This is a genomic window from Mycobacterium sp., assembly GCF_035640695.1.
In the GTDB taxonomy this organism is placed as follows: Bacteria; Actinomycetota; Actinomycetes; order Mycobacteriales; family Mycobacteriaceae; genus Mycobacterium.
Genome location: NZ_DASQVQ010000048.1, coordinates 22,581 through 40,043, shown reverse-complemented (window position 1 = coordinate 40,043; position 17,463 = coordinate 22,581). Strand labels below are relative to the sequence as shown.

14 protein-coding genes and 1 pseudogene are annotated in these 17,463 nt (G+C 69.2%); 4 read left to right on the top strand and 11 right to left on the bottom strand.

Annotated elements, in window-relative coordinates; all coding sequences use genetic code 11:
- The first annotated feature begins 41 nt into the window (after positions 1-41).
- Positions 42-533, top strand: coding sequence for a (2Fe-2S)-binding protein (locus VE759_RS05850; protein WP_324929131.1), 492 nt, complete (start codon positions 42-44; stop codon positions 531-533).
- Entirely contained in the window at positions 530-2,647 is a 2,118-nt protein-coding gene (locus tag VE759_RS05845; protein WP_324929128.1) for a xanthine dehydrogenase family protein molybdopterin-binding subunit, read from the top strand. The genes VE759_RS05850 and VE759_RS05845 overlap by 4 nt, the downstream gene beginning before the upstream one ends.
- A 22-nt stretch (positions 2,648-2,669) precedes the next feature.
- On the opposite strand, the gene VE759_RS05840 is transcribed toward VE759_RS05845, so the two are convergent.
- From VE759_RS05840 to VE759_RS05825, 4 genes are read right to left on the bottom strand one after another with little or no spacing between them, the layout of a single operon-like run.
- Complete coding sequence (locus VE759_RS05840; protein ID WP_324929126.1) at positions 2,670-4,067, bottom strand: NtaA/DmoA family FMN-dependent monooxygenase; 1,398 nt, start codon at positions 4,065-4,067, stop codon at positions 2,670-2,672.
- Positions 4,064-5,176, bottom strand: a complete 1,113-nt coding sequence (locus VE759_RS05835) for an LLM class flavin-dependent oxidoreductase (protein WP_324929124.1) — start codon at positions 5,174-5,176, stop codon at positions 4,064-4,066. Before VE759_RS05835 ends, VE759_RS05840 begins: the two co-directional genes overlap by 4 nt.
- Positions 5,173-6,291, bottom strand: a complete 1,119-nt coding sequence (locus VE759_RS05830) for an LLM class flavin-dependent oxidoreductase (protein ID WP_324929122.1) — start codon at positions 6,289-6,291, stop codon at positions 5,173-5,175. Before VE759_RS05830 ends, VE759_RS05835 begins: the two co-directional genes overlap by 4 nt.
- The gene (locus tag VE759_RS05825; RefSeq protein ID WP_324929120.1) at positions 6,288-6,782 is read right to left on the bottom strand and encodes a GNAT family N-acetyltransferase; all 495 of its coding nucleotides are present in this window, start codon (positions 6,780-6,782) and stop codon (positions 6,288-6,290) included. The genes VE759_RS05830 and VE759_RS05825 overlap by 4 nt, the downstream gene beginning before the upstream one ends.
- A 175-nt stretch (positions 6,783-6,957) precedes the next feature.
- Between VE759_RS05825 and VE759_RS05820 the strand changes: the two genes are divergently transcribed.
- Positions 6,958-7,815, top strand: coding sequence for an SDR family oxidoreductase (locus VE759_RS05820; RefSeq protein ID WP_324929118.1), 858 nt, complete (start codon positions 6,958-6,960; stop codon positions 7,813-7,815).
- 20 nt (positions 7,816-7,835) lie between these two features.
- Here the strand turns inward: VE759_RS05820 and VE759_RS05815 are convergent, their stop codons facing one another.
- The 5 genes and pseudogenes from VE759_RS05815 to VE759_RS05795 form a co-directional block, all read right to left on the bottom strand.
- Entirely contained in the window at positions 7,836-10,460 is a 2,625-nt protein-coding gene (locus VE759_RS05815) for a LuxR C-terminal-related transcriptional regulator (RefSeq protein ID WP_324929116.1), read from the bottom strand.
- Positions 10,461-10,575: 115 nt separating this feature from the next.
- The gene (locus VE759_RS05810) at positions 10,576-11,787 is read right to left on the bottom strand and encodes an O-succinylhomoserine sulfhydrylase (RefSeq protein WP_324929114.1); all 1,212 of its coding nucleotides are present in this window, start codon (positions 11,785-11,787) and stop codon (positions 10,576-10,578) included.
- On the bottom strand, positions 11,784-12,197 hold the full coding sequence (locus VE759_RS05805) for a rhodanese-like domain-containing protein (protein WP_324929112.1): 414 nt from the start codon (positions 12,195-12,197) through the stop codon (positions 11,784-11,786). Before VE759_RS05805 ends, VE759_RS05810 begins: the two co-directional genes overlap by 4 nt.
- A 43-nt stretch (positions 12,198-12,240) precedes the next feature.
- The gene (purT, locus tag VE759_RS05800; RefSeq protein ID WP_414687841.1) at positions 12,241-13,413 is read right to left on the bottom strand and encodes a formate-dependent phosphoribosylglycinamide formyltransferase; all 1,173 of its coding nucleotides are present in this window, start codon (positions 13,411-13,413) and stop codon (positions 12,241-12,243) included.
- Between the two features lie 150 nt (positions 13,414-13,563).
- Positions 13,564-13,846 (bottom strand): annotated as a pseudogene (locus tag VE759_RS05795) (UBP-type zinc finger domain-containing protein).
- Between the two features lie 22 nt (positions 13,847-13,868).
- Between VE759_RS05795 and VE759_RS05790 the strand changes: the two are divergent.
- Positions 13,869-15,455: a Na+/H+ antiporter gene (locus VE759_RS05790; protein WP_324929110.1), complete on the top strand. Its 1,587-nt coding sequence runs from the start codon at positions 13,869-13,871 to the stop codon at positions 15,453-15,455.
- Positions 15,456-15,487: 32 nt separating this feature from the next.
- Here VE759_RS05790 and VE759_RS05785 read toward each other — a convergent pair whose 3' ends face one another.
- Both VE759_RS05785 and VE759_RS05780 read right to left on the bottom strand, forming a co-directional pair.
- Complete coding sequence (locus tag VE759_RS05785; protein ID WP_324929108.1) at positions 15,488-16,126, bottom strand: PaaI family thioesterase; 639 nt, start codon at positions 16,124-16,126, stop codon at positions 15,488-15,490.
- Complete coding sequence (locus tag VE759_RS05780) at positions 16,123-17,421, bottom strand: adenylosuccinate synthase (RefSeq protein ID WP_324929105.1); 1,299 nt, start codon at positions 17,419-17,421, stop codon at positions 16,123-16,125. Before VE759_RS05780 ends, VE759_RS05785 begins: the two co-directional genes overlap by 4 nt.
- Between the last annotated feature and the right edge of the window lie 42 nt (positions 17,422-17,463).

Here is a 17,463-nt window from a genome sequence, read left to right as displayed (position 1 = left end):
CCGCGCATTGCCCTCTTAGGATCCGCGAGCATCCTGGGGGCATGGCAGAAGACGTGATTCCCGCCGTCCACACCATGACGGTGAACGGCACCCGCCGGACGGTCCGCACCGAGGACGACACCGCACTGCTCTACGTACTGCGGAACCACCTGGGCCTCAAGGGCACCAGGTTCGGCTGTGGGCTTGGCGTGTGCGGCGCCTGTTTCGTGCTGGTCGACGGTCGTCCCGTCTACTCGTGCAACACGCCGCTGTGGTCGGTGCGGGATAAACACATCACCACCGTCGAGGGTCTCGGCGGCGACCAGCGACCGCACCCACTCACCCGGGCGATGGTCGCCGGTCAGGCGGCCCAGTGCGGCTACTGCATTTCTGGCATCGTCGTGGCGGCTGCTGCGCTACTCAACGAAAATCCCGACCCGTCCGAGTCCGAGGTCCGCGCCGCGCTCGACGACAACCTGTGCCGCTGCGGCGCGCACAACCGAATGGTGCGCGCCGTGCTGGCGGCCGCGGCCGAGAAACGGGCGGCGTCATGACGGAAGCGCTGCCCCCGTCGCTTGCCGCCAACCCCCGACTCGGGGATTGGCTTCGGATCGGGCCCGACGGCACCATCGAAATCCGGTCGGGCAAGGTCGAACTCGGCCAAGGCGTGCTCACCGCGCTGGCACAGATAGCCGCCGAGGAACTCGACGTCGACGCCAGCCGGGTGCGGGCCACCGCTGCGACTACCGACCTCGGCCCCGACGAGGGATTCACCGCCGGCAGCCTGTCGATTCAGCATTCGGGTGCGGCGGTGCGCGAAGTATGCGCGGAAGCCCGGGAGATCTATCTCGCCGCGGCCGCCGCGAAACTTGCCGTGCCGACCCAGGACCTGACCATCCGCGACGGCCGAATCAGCGCCCGCGACGGTGCCACAACAAGCTACTGGGAGCTGGCCGACGACGCGCTGCTGGACCGGGCCGCCACCGGCGATGCCGCGCCAAAACCCGAATCCGAGTACCGCGTCGTGGGCAGCAACGCGCCGCGCCTCGACCTGCCCGACAAGTTCACCGGACGCCCGCACTACATCCACGACCTCGATATGCCCGAGCTCGCCTACGGGCGCGTTGTCCGGCCGCCATCGCGTGGCGCGACGCTGCGCGGCGTCGACACCGAGCCGACGCTGGCGCTGCCCGGAGTCATCGCGGTCGCGCGGGACGGCGATTTCCTGGGCGTGGTCGCCGAGCGCGAGGAGGTCGCGCTGCACGCCGCCGATCGTCTTCGCCGCGGCGCCAGCTGGGACCAGCGAGCGACATTGCCCGACGAGAACGCGGTGGCGGCGTTTCTCACCTCGGCTCCGGCCGACACCACCGTGCTGGCCGAGCGGGCGGACGGGCCGCCGTCGTCAACCGCTCGATCGATCACCGCGGCGTATCACCGGCCCTACCTTGCCCACGGGTCGATCGGTCCCTCCAGCGCGACGGCGCTGGCCACCGCGGACGGCCGACTGGAGGTCTGGTCGCACAGCCAGGGGATCCATCCATTGCGCCGAGAGCTGGCCCGCGCACTCGGCGTGGCGGTGGATCGGGTGGTGGTTCGGCACGTTGAGGGCGCGGGATGCTACGGCCACAACGGCGCCGACGACGTCGCGATGGACGCCGCGCTGCTCGCCCTCGCCGCGCCGGGGCGGCCGGTCCAAGTGGTGTGGTCACGTCAGGACGAACTCGGGTGGGCGCCGTTCGGGCCGGCCGGGGTTATGCGGCTGTCGGCCGCGTTGGCCGACGACGGCACCGTGCAGTCGTGGCGCCATGAGATCTGGAGTGGCAGCTTCGTGAGCCGGCCCGGTACGACGCCAACCAGCGCGCTGCTGGCCGCAAGTCACCGCCGCGGCGGCGAGGAGATCCGCGCCGGCGGGGAGCCGCCGCTGCAGTTCGGTGGCGGAGCCGGCCGCAACGCCGTTCCCGGCTACGACTTTCCGGCATACCGAGTGGTCAACCACCTGGTGACCGCGATGCCGCTGCGCACGTCGGCGCTGCGCTCGCTCGGCGCGTTTGGAAACGTCTTCGCGGCGGAGTCCTTCATGGACGAGCTCGCCGCCGCGGCGGGCCGCGATCCGCTCGACTACCGCCTCGCGCAGCTGTCAGACCCGCGGGGCCGAGCCGTGCTGGCCGCCGCGGCGCGAAACGCGAATTGGACACGGTGGACGCCGTCGGACGGGCATGGTCACGGCATCGGATACGCCCGTTACAAAAACAGCAGCGCCTACTGCGCCGTGGTCGCCGAGGTCGAGGCCGTCAGCGAGGTGCGCGTCCGCCGATTGACGATCGCGGTGGACGCGGGTCTTGTCATCAGCCCCGACGGCGTGATCAACCAAATCGAGGGTGGCGCGATCCAGTCGACCAGTTGGGCGCTCAAGGAACGCGTGCGCTTCGACCGTTTCACGGTCACCAGCGACACGTGGGAGTCGTATCCCATCCTTCGCTTCTCGGAGGTGCCGGCCGTGGACGTCGAGCTGCTCCCCGGCAGCGGCAATCCACCGCTGGGCGTGGGCGAATGCGCGCAGGGACCCACCGCCGCGGCGATCGCCAACGCGGTGTGCGATGCACTCGGCGTCCGCGTGCGATCCCTGCCGCTGACGTTCGACCAGATCGTTGCGGCGATGCCGGGCTAAGCGGCACACGATCGGCTGCTATTTATCCGGTGGCCTCGAGTCTCGTCGGTACCAGACCGAGGTGTTCCCGCAGCGTTTTTCCCTCATACCCGGTGCGGAACGTGCCGCGTTCCTGCAGCAGCGGCACCACCTTGTCGACAAACTCATCGAGGCCGTGCGGGGTCAGGTGCGGAACCAAGATGAACCCGTCGCACGCATCGGACTGCACATACCGGTCGATCTCGTCGGCGACCTGAGCGGGGGTGCCGACGAATTGCTGGCGCGACGTCACCTCGATGATGGTCTCGCGGATCGAGAGATTTCCGGCTTCCGCGCGGGCGCGCCAACTCTGCGCGACGGCCCTCGGATCGCCGTGCCGCACGCGGCCTCGGGTGATGTCGGGATTTTCGACGGGTTCGATGTCCGGCAGCGGCCCGTCGGGGTCATAGCCGGACAGGTCGCGCCCCCACACCTGTTCGAGGAATGCGATCGCGGTCGGTCCGCTGACCTGTTGCTCGCGGATGCGCCGGGCGTTGTCGCGGGCGTCTTCTGACGTGTCACCGAGCGCAAACGTAGCGCCGGGAAACACCTTGAGCGCCTCGGGGTCTCGCCCGTACGCCGCCGCGCGTCCCTTCACGTCGGCGTAGTAACGCCGACCGGCCTCCAGCGAGCCGTGCAGCGTGAACAGCGCATCGGCATGCTTGGCGCCGAAATCGCGCCCGTCGGTGGAATCGCCCGCCTGCAGCAGGATCGGGTGGCCCTGCGGGCCGGCGGGCAACGACGCGACACCCCGGACATCGAACTGCGGGCCGTGGTGCTCGACCGTGTGAATGCGGCTGGGGTCCACGTAGATTCCGCCGTTGACGTCGGCGACCACCGCGTCGGGCGACCAGCTGTCCCAGAATTGCCGTGCGACGGTGATGAATTCCTCGGCGCGCCGGTACCGGTCGGCGTGGTCCAGGAAGCCGCCGCGGCGGAAGTTCTCACCGGTGAACGCGTCGGACGAGGTGACCATGTTCCACGCAGCGCGGCCGTCGGACAAGTGATCCAGGCTGGCGAATTGCCTTGCCACCTCGTATGGTTCGTTGAAGGTGGTGTTGATCGTGCCGGCCAGCCCGAGCCGGTCGGTTACCGCGGCCAGTGCGGCCAACACGGTGAACGTGTCGGGCCTGCCGACGACGTCGAGATCGTGGATCTTGCCGCGGTGCTCACGCAGCCGCAGGCCCTCGGCGAGGAAGAAGAAGTCGAAGATCCCTCGCTCGGCGGTGCGGGCCAGGTGCGCGAACGAGCTGAACTCGATCTGGCTGCCGGAGGCCGGATCCGACCACACAGTGGTGTTGTTGACGCCAGGGAAATGGGCGCCCAGATGGATCTGCTTGCGGTACTTGCCCTCCCGGACGGCAACATTCCCGGGGTCGCTGCGCTCTCGCCCGCCGGTCATCCGGTCAACCCCCAGCGTTTGGCGATCAGTTCATGTGACCGCAGCCGGTCGGCGTGGCGGTGGGTGACTGAGGTGATGACGAGCTCATCGGCGTCGGTGACGCGGCACAGCGTCTCCATCCGTTCGGCCACCTCGTCCGGATCGCCGACGAATTGTGTTGCGGTGCGGTCCTTTACCAGCTCGCTCTGCTCGTCGGTGAGCGGTGCGCTGTGGTCCGGGTCCGGGTAGGGAATCGCGCCTTGGCCACTTCGGATCGAGTACACCCACTGCCCGTACGTGGAGGCGAGATGGCGTGCGGTGGTCGAGTCGTCGGCGACAACGACGTCGGCGGATACCACCACGTACGGCTCGCGAAGATGGGCCGACGGAGTGAACGCTTCGCGGTAGGCCGCGACCGCGTCCAGCGCCGTCCCCGGCGTGATGTGGTAGCTCGCGACGAACGGCAGTCCGCGTGCGCCGGCCACCCGCGCGCTCTGGCCCTTGCTGCTGCCGAAGAGCCACGGCGTCAGCGCGGCGCCCCGGCCCGGAACCGCGCAAACGTGGTGGCCGTCGACGCGGAAGGTGCCGTCGAGAAGGGCCTCGATGTCGGCGACCTGATCGGCGAAATCAGGTGAGACCGCCTGGGGCTGCTGCAGCACCGATTGCTCGGCGCGCAGTCGTTCATAGTGCACCCACGCCGACAGGTCGAACGGCGTCGGGATCACCAGCCCGTCGACCTCGCGCCACGGCGGCGGCGGCGGCTTCTCCCGGCGCGCCTTGGCCGCCTCCGAGCGACGCTTGCCCGAGCGGCCGAGGCCGAGGTCGATGCGGCCGGGGTAGAACGCGTCGAGCATGCCGAAGCTCTCGACGGCTGCGAGCGCCGTGGTGTGCCCCAGCTGAACCGCGGCCGCTCCGACCCGGATGCGACTTGTCGCCGCGGCGATCTGGCCGATCAACACCGCCGGCGACGAACTGGCCACCGCCACGAAGTGGTGTTCGGCGATCCAATAGCGTTTGTAGCCCCACATCTCGGCGTGCTGGGCGAGGTCGATGGTGTTGCGCAACGCGGTCGCCGCATCGCTGCCCGCGCTGATCGGCGCCAGATCGAGAACCGACAACGGCACGGTCATGACGGGGCCGCCGTCGCATAGCGGTTGGGCGCCTGCGCTAATCCAAGTCGCTCGCGCAGGGTTTCGCCGTCACGGTACGCGGTGCGGAACCGCCCGGCCCGTTGCAGCCGGGGCACGAGGTCATCGACGATGGTCGGCAGGTCCAGCGCGTTGACCGCCGGACGCAGCCGCACGCCGTCGACGCCGAGGTCGTGCCAGGACAGCACGATGTCAACCAGTTCCGTTGTGTCACCGGCGAAGACGTGGGCATCGGACTTGACCGACACGCCCGGTGTCAGCGGGTCGGGCGCCAACGACACCACCAGATCGGCGTACACCTTCAGCTGCCGGCCCGTGGCCTGCTGCGCGTCGGCGAGCTCGGAAAGTATCGTGCGCAACGAGTCTTCGTCGTGCGGGGTGATGAACACGACGTCGGCGCTGGTCGCGGCGAACCGGTAGATGCGCGGCGCGTGGGCGAGCGCCGCCACCACCGGCTGCCCTTGGGGCGGACGCGGCGTGATCGAGGGTCCCTTCACCGAGAAGTGCTCACCGACAAAGTCGATGTAGTGCAGCTTGTCGCGGTCGATGAAGCGTCCGGTTGGAATGTCACGGATCACCGCGTCGTCCTCCCAGCTGTCCCACAACCTGCGGGCAACCTCGACGGCATCGGCCGCCTCGTCGAACAGGTCGTCGGCGGCTGAACCGTCGCGGCGGCCGAACAACGCCGCCTCATGCGCGGTGGGGCTGACCCTCACCTGCCAGCCCGCCCGGCCGTGGGAGACGTAGTCGAGCGTCGCAATCGATTTCGAAACATGGAACGGCTCCGTGTGGGTGACGGTCGCGACGGGCACCAAGCCGATGTGCTCGGTGACAGGGGCGACGCGGGCAGCGACCAACACCGCGTCGGCGCGTCCGGCCAGCCGGCGCGGATCGATTTCGGCGCGACGCCCCGGCTGCGCGTCGAGCGTGTCGTCGATCGTGATGAAGTCCAGCAGCCCGCGCTCGGCGGTGCCCGCCAGCGCGGTCCAGTACCGGCCCGTCAACGGACCAGAACTTTTGTGCGCCAACGCATATCGCCATGCGTGGGGATGCCAGCCGTAGCCGTCGAGCGCGACGGCCAACCCGATGTCCGTCACGGCAGCTCCTTGAGAAACGCCACCGGGAAGACCTCCCCGTCGGCCGGCAGCGGTTCGTCGAGCCGGACATAGCCGAGCGACAGGTAAAGTGCCTCGGCCTCCGGCTGGCGGTCACCGGTAGACAGGTAGATCCGACGGTAGCCACGTGCCGCGATCATGGTCTGCAACTCGTTCAGCAATGCTTTGGCGTGACCGCGGCGGCGCTGGTCGCCGGCCGTCCATATTCGCTTCAGCTCGGCGGTCTCGTTGTCGAAGCGGCGGAACGCGCCGCCGGTGACCGGTTCACCGTTGAGCAGGCCAATCAGCAAGGCGCCGCCCGGCGCGGCGAATTCGTCGGCCGGATAATCCCGCAGCCAGGTCAAGACCCGGTCGACGGCGGCGCCGTACCGGACGGCGTATTCGATGGCCAGCTCGGCCAGCAGCGGAGCGGCCAGCGGGTCATCTTGGGTGACCGCCACGAACCGCAGCTGGTGCACGGCGGGAACGGGCATCGACTCACCTTCGGTCATCCGGGGTCAACTCCAGTCAACACGCAGCGCGTCGTGTTGCATTCCGCGCCCGTGTTGTGCTCGTCGTGAGCAAAACTTTGCCCTGCTCGGGTCATGTTCGCCGTCCTCGTCGCGGCGCCCGCCCGGGCCCAATCTGACAGGCGTAAAGTCCGGCGTCGTGGACAACATCCGTGGCAAGACGGTCGCGATCACCGGCGCGGCCAGGGGCATCGGCAATGCCATCGCCCGGGCGCTTCTGGCGCGGGGCGCGCGAGTGGTGATCGGCGACCGGGATGTCAACGCGCTGGAGGCCGCGGTCGCGGCGCTGTCCGGGTTCGGCCCGGCATCGGGTCATCCGCTCGACGTGACCGACAAGGAATCGTTCGCGCGGTTTCTCGACAAGGCGCGCAGCGAGGGCGGTGGCCGGATCGACGTGTTGATCAACAACGCCGGGGTGATGCCGATCGGCCCGCTGCTGGACCAGTCCGACCAAGCGATCAGGACGGCCGTTGAGGTCAATTTCTACGGCGTGCTCAACGGCTGCCGGCTGATCCTGCCGGAGCTGGTCGCGCGCCGCGGCGGCCACATCGTCAACATCGCGTCGATGGCCGGCATGGTCGGTGTGCCCGGGCAGGCGGTGTACGCGGCCACCAAGTTCGCGGTCGTCGGGCTGACCACGGCGATTGCCGACGAGTTCAAGCCGCACGGCGTGGAGGTGAGCGCCGTGTTGCCGACATTCACCAATACCGAGCTGATCGCGGGCACCGATGCCACCGGGGCGCACAAACCCATCCAGCCCGCAGATGTCGCCGCCGCGGTGGTCAAGGTGCTCGACAAGCCGACGACGATGGTGTCGGTACCCCGTCCGCTTCGCTACGTCGGGGCGCTGACGCAGATGCTCTCACCGCGGGGCCGGCGGTGGCTGAACAGGAAGCTGGGCAACGACCGGGTGTTCATGGAGTTCGACACCGGGGTCCGCCGCGGATACGAGGATCGCGCGCAGCACAGTACGGGCGTGACCGACGAAAAGGGCTGACGAACCCGGTTGGTGAAACTTCAGCGCAGGGCGACGGTGCCGGCCCGCATGAGCCTGGCGAGGTCCTCCCGCGACTTGGCTCCGACGCGCTGGCAGGCCCGGTACAAATGGCCTTCCACGGTGCGCACCGACGTCACCAAGCGCTCGGCGATTTCGCGGTTGGACAGGCCGACCGCCACGAGTTCGGCTACCTCACGCTGACGTCCGGTGAGCGGGAACGGCGTCACCGGGCTGCGCAGCGCGGGCGTGCACAGTCCACCGCATTCGTCGGCCAGCTGCGTGGCGATGGTGCCCGCGTACAGGGCGCGCTTGCGTTGCTGCGTGCCGGCGAACGCGACGGCGGCCTGGGCCGCGGCATCCGCGGCGGTGCACCGATCACCGATGGACCGGTAGGCCTCCGACGCCGCCAGCAGTCCCTCGCCGTTATCGGCCGACAGCGATTCGCCATAGCCGGCAATGACATCGGCGATCGTCAGCGACAGCGTATTCGCGAGGTCACGGGCGCGCGGCGCCACCGAGGCGTCACCCCACTGGATGGCTACCTGCAGGCAGGCGAGCTCGTGGGTGGGCTGGTTGCGTTTGCGGGCGATGTCGGCGGCCGCGCGCACGGTCGCGATGGCGCGGCTCAGTTCGCCGTTGGCCGCCTGAGTCCATCCGGTCGCCACCGACAACGTGGTGTGCATGAACAGAAAGTCGGGCGGAACGCTGCGCCGAGCTTCGGCGAGCGCCTCCGCCGCCGCCGTCGGCTCGCCCAGTTTCGCGTGTGCCTCGGCCAGCGCGAAACAGGATGCCGGACGCAGACCCGTTGAAACGGCGTGTTTTTGGACGCCGGCAAGGGCCTCGTGCAGCACCTTCACCGCGGCGCGCAGGTCGCCCCGCACCAGGTCCGCGTGGCCGGTCAGATACGCGAGGTTGGCGTACGCGAGACCGGGAATGTCGGTCGTGGCTTCGGCCATCTGCTTGGCCGACGCCACGCAGTCCGAAATCCGGCCGGTCAGCCGGCATGCCCGCGCGTGCACACCGCCGAACCAAAACCGCATGTGAGAGGTCTCGTACGACTTCGCGGCGCGCCCGAACGCCCGGGCGGTCACGTCGGGCAACTCCTCGCCGCGACCCAGCGCACCAAGCGCCATGACGAGCGCGACGGACGCCATCATCGCGTGGAATTCCGACAACGTGCCGGAGCGCAACGCAAACGTCGCCTTCTCGGCGGCGGGTTCACAGCGCGCCGACACCGCGTCGACGCATGCCTCGATCGCCAGGCGGGCCGCGACCTCGGACTGGGATTCGGTGGTGGCGACGAGGCCGTCGAGGATCTCGGCGGCGGCCTTCGGCCGACCGAGCATCCAGATCAGGTTCGCGGCGCGGACGGTGCACCACAGGTGCCGGTTTCCGTTGGCGGTCTCGCTGATCTCGCGCAGGTACTCCTCCGCCTTGTCTCCGCGACCGAGCAACATCATGTTCTTCGCGAGCACCGTCTTGGCCTCGCTGAGGCCGGCGTCGGCGGCGGCCGTCGCCAACCTGTCGGCGAGGTCGAGGTCGAGCAGCGTCATCGCGTAGCGAGCCGAGTCGAGGAACAGTTCCGGATCGGCTTCCAGGTCAGAGTCGAGGGTGAGTAGGGCCCGGCGCACCGTCGCGTTCATGTCGGGATCGGGCTCTTTGGCCAGCCGCGTCGCGAGCTTGCCCCGGATGGTGGACAAATACATTTCGCCGGCGGTGGCGCGCCGCAGTTCGCCGAACATCGGGTGCGCGAGCCGGGCCATCAGTGTGCCGCCGGCGCGCTCCACGGTCACGAGATGCATGCGTTCGGCGACTTCGAGGTCGCGGCGGCGCACTACATCGCACAACACGTCCACGTCGAGCGGCTCGCACTGCGACAAGGTGTCGATGACCAGGGCCAGTTCCGGTGACAGCCGGCCGAGTTGCCGCCCGACGATGTCGCCAATACTGGCCGACACCGCGACGTCGCCGTCCCACATCCACACGCCGGCGACCTGGTGAATCAGACCCGCCGCAACCTGATCCTTGAGCAGTTGTCGCAGGAAGAAGGCGTTTCCCCCGGTCAGTTTCCAGAACCGGCGCGCGCTGCGGGCATCCACCGGTCCGCCCAGGGTCTCCTCGATGAGGCTGCAGGTCGCCGACGGCGACAGCGGGTCGAGATCCAGCCGGGTGAGTAGGCCGTCCTTCCACAGCGCGGTGACGGCGTCGGGCTCTTCCCCACCGGTCCGCAGCGTGACGACCAGCCGTACCTGTTTGGACTGCGCCAGTTGGTGCACGACGTGGGCGGACAACCCGTCAAGCAGGTGGGCGTCGTCGACGCCGACGAGCGCCTTGCTCCGGTTGTTCGGCGCGGCGAACGAATTGATCACCCGGCGCACGCTCGGCCACGGGTCGGTCATCGCCTCGCCCATCGAGGAGGTGAACGCGCCGAGCGGCAGCGGCCGTGCCGATTCGGTGCCGACAATCCAATCGGTGCGCTCGCCGGCGACGGCGGCCTGGGTCAGCACCTCCCGGGCGAGCCGGGTCTTGCCCACGCCCGCCGCCCCGGCGATTACCACACCGGAGTAATTGCCCACTCCGCGCAATGCCCGACGAATGACAGCCAGTTCGTTGTCCCGCCCGGTCAGCGGATCGCCGCTGGTCACGGGGCGACTATAGACCGCAAACTCTGGCCGACGGACGATTTCACCGCCTAATTACCGAAATCGACATTTTCCAGCAAAGAGACGTGTTTCCAACGTCGATATTGACGCGCGGCCGTTAGCCGCTCAGCGCGCGGTCCAGGTCGGCGATCAGGTCGTCGGTGCCCTCCAATCCGACCGAGATCCGCACCACCCCGTCGCCAAGGCCGATCGCGGCGCGTCCCTCCGGACCCATCGCGCGGTGGGTGGTGGTGGCCGGATGGGTGATCAGTGACTTCGCGTCGCCGAGATTGTTTGAGATGTCGATGATCCGAAGCTTGTCCAGTACCGCGAACGCGCGCTGCTTGCCGCGCTCCTCGGGGGCGTCGAGTTCGAAGGTGACGACGGTGCCGCCGCCGGTCATCTGCCGCTTCGCCAGGTCGTACTGCGGGTGCGACTCCAAGAACGGGTAGCGCACCCATCGCACCGCGGGGTGGTTCTCCAGGAACTGCGCGATGCGCAACGCCGAATCGGTGCCGTGCTGCACCCGTACCGCCATCGTCTCCAGCCCCTTCAGCAGCACCCATGCGTTGAACGGGCTGAGCGCCGGTCCGGTGTGGCGCATCAGTTTCTGCACCGGCTCGTCGATGTAGGTCTTGTCGCCGAGGATCGCCCCGCCCAACACGCGGCCCTGGCCGTCGATGTGCTTGGTGCCGGAATACACCACGACATCGACGCCCAGCGGGAAACCCTGCTGCAGCAGCGGCGTGGCAAAGACGTTGTCCAGCACGACCTTTGCCCCGGCGGCGTGCGCCATTTCGCAGACCGCGGCGATGTCGACGAGCGACTGCATCGGGTTCGACGGTGTCTCAAAGAACACCGCCTGAGTCGGCACCGACAGCGCCTGCTCCCACTGCGACAGATCGTCGCCGTCGACAAACACGGTCTCGATGCCCCACCGCGGCAGGATCTCGTTGCACACCACAAAGCATGAGCCGAACAGGCTGCGCGCGGCGACCAGCCGGTCGCCCGCGGCCAGTAAGGCGCCCAGCGACGTGAACACCGCGGCCATGCCGGTGGCCGTCGCGAACGCCGCGGGCGCGCCTTCGATCAAGCGCAGCCGCTCCTCGAACATCGAGATGGTCGGGTTGCCGTAGCGCGAGTAGACGTAACGCTCGATCTCACCGGTAAACGCCTTCTCGGCGTCGGCCGCGGTCTGGTAGACGTAGCCCGACGTCAGATACATCGCCTCGGCGGTTTCCTCGAAGCCCGAGCGCAGCAGCCCGCCGCGCACTCCGAGCGTGGCCTGGCTGACGCCGTCGGGCAGTTCGGCCGGATCGCGGATGCTCATGACTGTTTCCAGGGCAGGCCCACCGCCCGCCACCCGCTGCCGCCGCGGTGCCCCTGCTCGTCGAGGTGGCCCTCGAATCCGTCCAAGACGTTGTACGACGGCGCAATTCCGGCCCCGGTGGCGGCCTCAGCGGCGGCGATCGACCGGTTGCCGGAGCGACACAGGAAAACCACGGGCCGGTCCCCGGGTTCGACGCCGGCACCGATCAGTTCGTCGACGAACTTCGTGTTGCGTTTGCCGTCCACGCCCGACCACTGCACGTACACCACGTCGCGACCCAATTCCGAGATGTCCGGTACGCCGACGAACCGCCATTCCGCGTCGGTCCGGCAGTCCACCAGCACCGCGTCGGGGTTGTCGCTCAGCAGTTTCCATGCCTCTTCGGGCGTGATGTCACCTGCGTAGCTCACGGCGACGAGTCTATCGGTGGCGGCCGCGGGCGCGGCTGGACGGCTACCAGAGCTTGCGCAGCGCGGCGCCGACCTCGCGGACCCGTTCGCGCGCCGTCGGCACGTCGGCCGCGGTGGCCAGCGCGACCCCGAGCCGGTGTCGCGGGTAGCTCTGCGGAGAAGTGAACACCCGCACGTCGCTCTCCGGCACCGCCAGTGCGTCAGACAGCGCCTGGGTCGCCCGCTCGGTCTGCCGGTCATCGGGGGTGTCAACCGATTCGGTGCCGGCGTAGAAGACCTGGACGGCGGCCGGTGAGACCATGATGGTGTCGACCGGCAACCCGAGGATGGCCCGGGCGTGCAGTTCGAACTCGGACAGCCGCTGTGAGCGCAGCGTGACGAGGCCGCTGTCGTACGGGCGGGCGCTGACGTCGGCGAAGTACACCTCGTCACCGCGCACCAGCAGCTCGACGCCGTAGATGCCGCGGCCGCCGAGCGCGGTGATGACGCGGGCGGCGATCGACTTTGCGGCGTCCAGCGCGGCCGGGCTCATTACCTGCGGCTGCCACGACTCGAGGACGTCGCCGTCGAGCTGGCGATGCCCGATCGGTTCGCAGAAGTGCACGGCGCCGCCGCCGGGACCGGCGCTGCGCACGGTGAGCATGGTGACCTCGTAGTCGATCTCGACCATTGTCTCCGCGATCACCCTGGCCTGCGAAACCCGGCCGGCCGCCACCGCGCTCTCCCACGCGGGCGCGATGTCGTCGGGACGCAGCAGCACCGACTCGCCCTGGCCGGGCGCCGCCGCCACCGGTTTGACCACCAGCGGGTAGCCGGCGTGCTGGGCCACCGCCTCGAGCTCCGACACCGACCCGGCGAACCAGAACGGCGCCGTGGGCAGCCCAAGCTCGTCGCTGGCCAGTCGCCGCAGGCCCTCGCGGTCGAGGCTGAGCCTGGTGCTGCGCGCGGTCGGCACGACGTCGGCGAAGCCGCCGTCGGCGGCCGCGGTCAGCGCGTCGACGGCCACCGCGTCGGATTCGGTCACCACGTACTCCGGCTGCACGCGCCCGATCAGCGCGGCCAGCTCCTCGGGGTCGGTCACCTTCGCCACCACCGACTGGTCGGCGGTGCGCAGCGCGGGCGCCTCGGCGTGCCGGTCGACCGCGATCACCAACGCTCCGAGCCGCTGAAACGCGGTGACCAGTTCGCGGCCCAGCTCACCGGCGCCGAGCAGCATCACGGTCACCGCGCCGCTGGTTTCAGGTGCGGGCGGTGGTTGGTCTGGTGGCGGTTGGTCTGACGGCTGTTGGTCTGACGGCTGTTGGTCTGATGGCGAGCGCACAACACCGGCGGGAGTCTCGGGTGCGTGCGTTTCTTCGGTCACCAATCAGCCTTTCGATAGCCCGACGACATCGTCCACGTAGCACCACCGCCAGCTCTCCCCCGGCTCATGCGACCGCATCACCGGGTGATTGGTCCGCCCGAAGTGCCCGGTCGCATGCTGATGCGGGCTGGACTCGCAGCAGCCGACATGCCCACAGGTTATGCACATCCGCAGGTGCGCCCAATTCGATTCGCCCAAGTTGCGCGCACTCCTGGCACTGCCCCGGGGCCAGACGTCTCACCACCGCCGGCACCTGCGCGTGGAATTCTTCATGTTGCTCAAGGATAGGTGGGAGGTGGTTTCGCGACGTGGATGCCTCACTGTTGGCGGTGCTGGCGGCCGGGGTGTTGCTCTCGGGCCTGGCCCGCCGTTTCAACCTGTCGTCGCCGCTGATGCTTGTGCTGACCGGACTGGTCGCCGGGCTGATTCCCGGCGTTCCCGAGGTGCAGCTCAGCCCGCGGCTGGTGATGTTCGTCATCGTGCCCCCGCTGCTGTGGTCGGCCGGCTGGCAAAGCTCATACCTGGCGTTGCGCAAGAACTTTCGGCCGATCGCGCTGCTGGCGGTCGGGCTGCCGCTGGCCACCACGTTCGCGGTGGGCTGGGTGGCGTACAAGACCGTGCCGGAGCTGACCCTGGCCGCGGCGCTGACCCTCGGCGCGATCGTCGCGCCGCCGGACGCGGTGTCGGCCACCGCGATCGGGCGCAGGCTCGGTTTGCCGCGCCGGATCATGACACTGCTCGGCGGGGAGAGCCTGCTCAACGATGCGACCGCCCTGACCGCGTACAAGGTGTCGCTGGCGGCGGCGATCGGCACTGCTCAGGGCTGGGGCCATGGTGTGGTGACGTTCATGCTGGCCGCGGTCGGCGGCGTCGCGGTGGGCTGCGGGTTCGGCGCGGCGGTCGACTTCATCAGGTCGCGGCTGAACGACGCGTTGGTGGAGAGTGCGATCGGGTTGGTCGCGCCGTTCGTCACGTACCTGGTGGCCGAGGAGATCCACGGGTCGGGAGTGATCGCCGTCGTGGTGGCGGCGCTGATCCTCGGGCAGCGCTCGCCGCGGGCCAGCTACGCCACCCGACTGCAGGAGCTGGCGGTGTGGAGGGCCCTGCAACTGATCCTGGAATCGCTGGCGTTCCTGCTGATCGGCCTGCAGCTGCCGAGGATCGTCGCCGACCTGCGCGGCGTGTCGGCACCGGTGCTGATCTTCTCGTCGCTGGCGGTGTTCGCGACGGTGATCGTGGTGCGCATCGTCTGGGTGTATGCCTCCGCGTACCTGCCGCGGATGCTGTTCGCCGGCGTCCGGCAACGCGAAGCCAAGCCGACGCCGTCGCAGGTGTTCATTGTGGCGTGGGCGGGGATGCGCGGCGTGGTGTCGCTGGCCGCCGCCTTCGGCGTGCCGATGACGACGCTTTCCGGCGCGGCCTTCCCGGGTCGGGTGCACATCGAATTCCTGACATTCGTCGTCGTGGTGGGCACCCTGCTGCTGCACGGGCTGACGCTGCCGTGGCTGATCCGGATCCTGGGCGTGCGGGGCGACGATGCCCGCACCGACGCGATCGCGCAGGCCGCCGCGCAGGACAAGGCTGCCCGCGCGGCCGCCGAACGGCTCGACGAGCTGCTCGAGGAGGGCCACACCGACGTGCACGAGCGAGCCGCCGACATACTTCGCGGCTGGAACACGCGCAGGCGCAACTCCGGGTGGGAACGGCTCGGCCGCGACGACGCCGACATCGGCGAGAGCCCGGCGTCGGCGTTCAAACGGCTGCGGCTGGAAATGCTTGCCGCCGAACGGGAGACCTTCATCGCCGAGCGTGACGGCGGACGCATCGACGACGAGGTGCTGCGTTCGGTGCTGCACGGGCTGGACCTCGAGGAGGCCACGCTCAACCGCGATTAGGTAGGCGTGTCGTTGGAGTGTCGGGGCATGCCTTACGGCTGGCCGGGCAGCAGACGCACCATCAGACCATGCGCCTCGGCGAGCACCATGCCCTGGCCGTCGGTGAGTTCGGCGGAGACGAACACCTTGCGGCCTTCGGCGGAATCCACTCTGCCGCGGATGCTCAGCGGCTCGTTGATCGGGGTCACGTTGCGGTAGTCGACATGCAGGAAGGCGGTGCGGCTGATCGGCCGCCCGGCGGCGTGCACGACCATTCCGAAGACGTGGTCGAACAGCAGCGGCAGGACGCCGCCGTGTACGGCGTAGTTGCCGCCCACGTGATAGCGGCTGAAGTGGCCCTTCATCGCGACACCGTCGGGCCGGAATTCGGTCAGCGTCCACGGCGGGATGAGCAGGCTGCCCATGCCCGGCATGTTGGGGGCGCGGCCGGCCGGAGCGACCCCCTCGGCCGCCTCGTGCGGGTCGAGCATCTCGGCGAGATCCTCGGCACGCTGCGCGGCGTCGTCCCACACCTGGTCGCCGGGGGCCGCCGACACCGCCAAGTCCTGGAGGCGCCGCATCGCGGCGACGAACCGGATGAAGCCCGGTGGCGGCTCGGCGACGTCGTAATCGGGGAAGCCGCCGTGCCTGCGGTAGTCGGGATCTTGGGACTCGGGCGAATTGTCGGTCACGGGCGGGCCGCCAGGATGTCGCGGCGCACGATGGTCTGGTCACGCCCGGGGCCGACGCCGATGCACGAAACGTGGGCGCCGGCAAGCTCTTCCAGCCGCAGCACGTAGTCGCGGGCCTTGGCCGGCAGGTCGTCGAACTGGCGGGCCGCCGAGATGTCCTCCCACCAGCCCGGCAACTCCTCGTATATCGGCTCGGCCCGGGCGACGTCGCTCTGGGTCATCGGCATCTCGTCGACGCGCTTGCCGCCGACGGTGTAGCCGACGCACACCGGCACGGTTTCCAGGCTGGACAGCACGTCGAGCTTGGTCAGGAAGTAGTCGGTGATGCCGTTGACCCGGGTGGCGTAGCGGGCGATCACCGCGTCGAACCAGCCGCAGCGGCGACGCCGCCCGGTGGTGACGCCGAACTCGCCGCCGGTCTTGGTCAGATACTCGCCGAACTCGTCGAACAACTCGGTGGGGAACGGGCCGGAACCCACCCGGGTGGTGTAGGCCTTCAGGATGCCGAGCACGGTGCCGATCCGTGTCGGGCCGATGCCGGATCCGACGGCCGCGCCGCCCGCGGTCGGATTCGACGACGTCACATACGGATATGTGCCGTGGTCGACGTCGAGCAGCGTGCCCTGCGAACCCTCCAGCAGCACGGTTTCCCCGCGGTCGAGCGCGGTGTTGAGCAGCAGCCTGGTGTCGGCGATGCGCTGCGCGAACCCGTCGGCCTGTTCGAGCAGCGTGTCGACGATCTGGGCAGGGTCCAGCGCCCTGCGGTTGTAGATCTTGACCAGCACCTGATTCTTGAATTCCAGTGCGGCCTCGATCTTTTGGGCCAGCAGGGCCGGGTCGAGGACGTCGGACACCCGGATGCCGATGCGGGCGATCTTGTCTTGGTAACACGGACCGATGCCGCGGCCGGTGGTGCCGATCTTCTTGCTGCCGGCGTAGCGCTCGACGACCTTGTCGATCGCCACGTGGTACGGCATCAGCAGGTGCGCGTCGGCGGAGATCAGCAGCCGCGACGTGTCGACGCCGCGCTCGGCGAGCCCGGCCAGTTCGGTGAGCAGCACGCCGGGATCGACGACGACGCCGTTGCCGATCACGTTCGTCACACCGGGCGTCAGGATGCCCGACGGAATCAGGTGCAGCGCGAACAATTCGCCGCTCGGCAGGACGACGGTGTGGCCGGCGTTGTTGCCACCCTGATACCGCACCACCCACTGCACCCGGCCACCGAGTAGATCGGTGGCCTTGCCCTTGCCCTCGTCGCCCCATTGGGCGCCGATCAGGACGATTGCCGGCATGGCGGTTCTCCTGCTTATCGTGGTCCAGCCGGTGACCCACCA

What these genes read in the sequence shown, in the direction of transcription:
- VE759_RS05850 (WP_324929131.1), top strand. Translation starts at nt 42, where the DNA reads ATGGCAGAAGACGTGATTCCCGCCGTCCACACCATGACGGTGAACGGC.
- VE759_RS05845 (WP_324929128.1), top strand. Translation starts at nt 530, where the DNA reads ATGACGGAAGCGCTGCCCCCGTCGCTTGCCGCCAACCCCCGACTCGGG.
- VE759_RS05840 (WP_324929126.1), bottom strand. Translation starts at nt 4,067, where the DNA reads ATGACCGGCGGGCGAGAGCGCAGCGACCCCGGGAATGTTGCCGTCCGG.
- VE759_RS05835 (WP_324929124.1), bottom strand. Translation starts at nt 5,176, where the DNA reads ATGACCGTGCCGTTGTCGGTTCTCGATCTGGCGCCGATCAGCGCGGGC.
- VE759_RS05825 (WP_324929120.1), bottom strand. Translation starts at nt 6,782, where the DNA reads ATGCCCGTTCCCGCCGTGCACCAGCTGCGGTTCGTGGCGGTCACCCAA.
- VE759_RS05810 (WP_324929114.1), bottom strand. Translation starts at nt 11,787, where the DNA reads ATGAGCATCCGCGATCCGGCCGAACTGCCCGACGGCGTCAGCCAGGCC.
- purT (WP_414687841.1), bottom strand. Translation starts at nt 13,413, where the DNA reads ATGCTGCTCGGCGCCGGTGAGCTGGGCCGCGAACTGGTCACCGCGTTT.
- VE759_RS05780 (WP_324929105.1), bottom strand. Translation starts at nt 17,421, where the DNA reads ATGCCGGCAATCGTCCTGATCGGCGCCCAATGGGGCGACGAGGGCAAG.